Raw genomic sequence first — 3,094 nt, 5'->3', positions numbered from 1 at the left:
TCCGTTGTTTTTCAAAAGCGGGTGATCTGGTGCTTGATCCGTTTTCAGGGTCGGGATCAACGTCAGTTGCAGCCGTTTTGAATGACCGTGCTTTTATCGGGATCGAATTGGAAGAAGCGCATTGCGATACGGCGCGTAGCCGAGTGACAGGTGCGCAGGCTTACAAGGCGAGACAATCCAACCAAACTCAGGGATTGGCGGCATGAGCAAACATCCCGAACAACTTGGCTTTGACGCGCTGCTGGAAACGGCAGCGCAGGACAACACTGCGCGTGTGTTTGAACAAGAGACGTCGCATTTACCGTCTGATTGGACGGAGGCGATTGCTTTTCATCGTAGACAGATCGAACGCCACAATGATGCGATGCTGGCGAATGACTTTGATGCTGCGATGGCAATCCGAAACGATGCGTATTTGCTGGCAAGGAAGCTGAACGGTGGAGCACCGGGCATTCTTGCCGGTGAAGATGCCCCCGGCTGCGTTCTGGCGCGGAAGGTTGCCGCGAAGGATGGCTACGTGCCTCTGTGGGGGCAAGATGGTGTCTTTGCGGTTCGGGCGGCTGGGATGGCGTTCAACGTCGAAATGAACGGGATGTTTGGGATTGGAGCAACGGCGATGCCCTATCTTGGCTTTTCTGTACGTGCCGTTGATTGCACCAAGCCATTCCTAAGCGAAACGGGCTATCGCAGTTTCTTGGGCGTGTCTGTGGAACCTGTGCTGGACATGACCGTCGCTGGTTTTGTGTGCCGCGTTGTGGAATTGCACGTTGCAAACGAACTCAAAGGCAAGCTCTTGAGCGTTGCAGTGGAATATCGGGAGCAGCGGAGCTAGACGGGGGGGCGCATGGTTGTGGAAAAATTGCGGCGAACCTGTTGGTCCGCCGCAAAAGCCTAGCGGCTTGGTGATCGCGAGGCGATCTCTGCCTCAATGTTATCCATTGAGAGCAAGGCAGAACTTTGCGCCAATGATCCTTGCGGCGCAGTGGCAAAGGCATTGAATGCTTGGCGCAAATGGCCTCGTAACTCTGCCTCGCTGTAAGACGCCGCGTTGAATTGAGAAATGAGTTTCATGTGATCCTCCTATGTCAAGGAGGCCCCGAACCACTCAGGGCCTTTCGGCCCGCACACACATCAAAGGCACTTGATGGTTCGGTAGGACTGTTCTTGTCGTTTGGAGGGGTGAACTCTGTTTTGACTTTGAAATGGTGGCTATGCAGAGATGCTTGGGTTGCCATGAAGGTAACTAATATATGCCCATACTTATTTGAAAAGATAATTTAAATATGCCCACTTTGACATCTAAAGAGCATTGATATATACTCTTATAAAGAATGAAAGAGCAGGTATTAATACCCATGACTAGTGTGAAAGATACAGCGATCAGGCAGTATGCCCGTCAACTTGACGGCGTCGCACAACAACTTGCAGGGCTATCCAAGCCCAAGGATGGTTGGATCGCGACTATGCGCAAGGCGCTGGGCATGTCCGCACCAGAGCTTGCGCGACGCACTGGTGTCACCAAACCTGCGATCTATCAGGCCGAGCGCAAAGAACGCGCAGGTGGGATCAGCCTTCAGCATATGGAAAAACTCGCCGAAGCTATGGGGGGGCGGTTTGTTTATGCAATCGTGCCGGTAGACAGCGTCAAAGATGTGCTGACGTCCCAATCCCGTAATGTGGCTGAGCAAACGGTGAAACGCGCCAGCGCCCATATGGCATTGGAAAAGCAATCACTAACATCCAAGCAGATCGAAGAAGAAATCGAACGGCTTGCCGAAGAGCTTTTGCGTGATCGCCCGAGCGATTTTTGGGAGGCCATGTGATCTTTGAAGAACCAGATGGCGCGACGCCACTTGATCCCGATGAAATCCAAGGTCTGAAATTCGGGCATATTTCAACACGCGGTGAGCTTGATGAGCTAGAACAGGCAAATATCACACAAGGCCTGCAGTGGTTGGGGCGACGGCGCGGCGGTGACATTCTGACTGATGACTTCGTACGTCGTTTGCACAAACGTCTGTTTGGTGAGGTTTGGGATTGGGCCGGTACATACCGTCTTCGAGAAAAGAACATCGGGATAGACCCGTTTCAGATATCGGTGCAGCTTCGCGTGTTGTTGGATGATGCACGGTATTGGGCAGAGAATGACACATACGAACCGTTGGAAGCTGCGGCGCGGTTTCATCACCGGATGGTTCAGATTCACCCGTTCCCGAACGGGAATGGGCGACACGCGCGCATTGCGGCGGACGTGCTTCTCAACGATTACTATGATCATCACCCCATCGAATGGGCCAGCGGGTTTGATCTGCAGGCAGACAGTAAAAGGCGTGTCGAGTACATTGCAGCACTACGTGCCGCTGATGCTGGCGATCACGATCTGCTTCTGATTTTCGTTGGAGCAACGTAATTTGAAAATAGGCTTAGGTACTAGGTCATGTTGACAAATGACGCACCCATAGCCTGATGGATGTGATGTCGATGAGCCTGCTTTCGCTGGTGCCGCGCCTCGTAGTTCAGCGCTTTCAGCGCCATCGCCGCCTTAATCGGGTCCTGCCCGTCGAAGAGCGTGCCATGCATAATTTCGCGCTTGGCACGCGCCGCACGTTCCTGGGTCAGGCCATCATCAAGCGCAATTGTTTGCTGGCCAAGCTTACGGCTGAGGTGTTGGGCGGTTTCCAGATCGGAGATGCCGCCGCCGAGATATACTTCCACATCAGCACTGGCCGAGAGCGTCATTGCGCCCGTCTCGCCCAGATTGCGTTTGATCTGGCCAATGTCCTGATAGACACAGTACGGGCTGAGGCCAAAACCCCGTCCAATGGCGTAAAACTCGGCAATCTCCGGGAAGCGACCAAGCTGGGCGGCTTCATCAATCACCAGATTGATCGTTGGGGCTTGCGGTTTACGCTGTTTGAGCGTGCGCATGGTGGAAAAACATTACCGGATCAAAGCTGCATTCTGCGCAATGAGTTCGGCAGGCATCATCAGAAAAACAAAGACCGCGCGGTTGCTGTCCTCGGTGAGCACATCCAACGTGAAGTCCGCACCCGCATCACTGGTGAAGGCGTTTTGCAGGTTGGTGTCGTTCATG

The 3,094-nt window shown here is 53.5% G+C and carries 6 protein-coding genes; 4 read left to right on the top strand and 2 right to left on the bottom strand.

Annotated elements, in window-relative coordinates:
- Both M3P21_RS22230 and M3P21_RS22225 read left to right on the top strand, forming a co-directional pair.
- Nucleotides 1-206: DNA methyltransferase (locus M3P21_RS22230; protein ID WP_249713696.1), on the top strand; the 206-nt coding region annotated here is incomplete at its 5' end.
- Nucleotides 203-832, top strand: a complete 630-nt coding sequence (locus M3P21_RS22225; RefSeq protein ID WP_249713695.1) for a hypothetical protein — start codon at nt 203-205, stop codon at nt 830-832. The genes M3P21_RS22230 and M3P21_RS22225, both read left to right, overlap by 4 nt.
- Before the next feature lie 59 nt (nt 833-891).
- Here M3P21_RS22225 and M3P21_RS22220 read toward each other — a convergent pair whose 3' ends face one another.
- Nucleotides 892-1,071: a hypothetical protein gene (locus M3P21_RS22220; RefSeq protein WP_249713694.1), complete on the bottom strand. Its 180-nt coding sequence runs from the start codon at nt 1,069-1,071 to the stop codon at nt 892-894.
- A 284-nt stretch (nt 1,072-1,355) separates the two neighbouring features.
- On the opposite strand from M3P21_RS22220, the gene M3P21_RS22215 reads away from it, so the two are divergent.
- Together M3P21_RS22215 and M3P21_RS22210 are read left to right on the top strand one after the other, a co-directional pair.
- Complete coding sequence (locus M3P21_RS22215) at nt 1,356-1,823, top strand: mobile mystery protein A (protein WP_249713693.1); 468 nt, start codon at nt 1,356-1,358, stop codon at nt 1,821-1,823.
- Complete coding sequence (locus M3P21_RS22210; RefSeq protein ID WP_249713692.1) at nt 1,820-2,410, top strand: mobile mystery protein B; 591 nt, start codon at nt 1,820-1,822, stop codon at nt 2,408-2,410. Before M3P21_RS22215 ends, M3P21_RS22210 begins: the two co-directional genes overlap by 4 nt.
- 20 nt (nt 2,411-2,430) lie before the next feature.
- Here M3P21_RS22210 and M3P21_RS22205 read toward each other — a convergent pair whose 3' ends face one another.
- Nucleotides 2,431-2,928, bottom strand: coding sequence for a TraM recognition domain-containing protein (locus M3P21_RS22205; protein WP_249713691.1), 498 nt, complete (start codon nt 2,926-2,928; stop codon nt 2,431-2,433).
- Between the last annotated feature and the right edge of the window lie 166 nt (nt 2,929-3,094).

Source organism: Ruegeria spongiae (assembly GCF_023502395.1).
GTDB classification, from domain to species: domain Bacteria; phylum Pseudomonadota; class Alphaproteobacteria; order Rhodobacterales; family Rhodobacteraceae; genus Ruegeria_C; species Ruegeria_C spongiae.
This window is presented reverse-complemented; position numbering and strand designations above follow the sequence as displayed.

Bases quoted from the DNA above. Each gene is read 5' to 3' on its own strand.
- M3P21_RS22225 (WP_249713695.1), top strand. From the start codon at position 203: ATGAGCAAACATCCCGAACAACTTGGCTTTGACGCGCTGCTGGAAACG.
- M3P21_RS22220 (WP_249713694.1), bottom strand. From the start codon at position 1,071: ATGAAACTCATTTCTCAATTCAACGCGGCGTCTTACAGCGAGGCAGAG.
- M3P21_RS22215 (WP_249713693.1), top strand. From the start codon at position 1,356: ATGACTAGTGTGAAAGATACAGCGATCAGGCAGTATGCCCGTCAACTT.
- M3P21_RS22205 (WP_249713691.1), bottom strand. From the start codon at position 2,928: ATGCGCACGCTCAAACAGCGTAAACCGCAAGCCCCAACGATCAATCTG.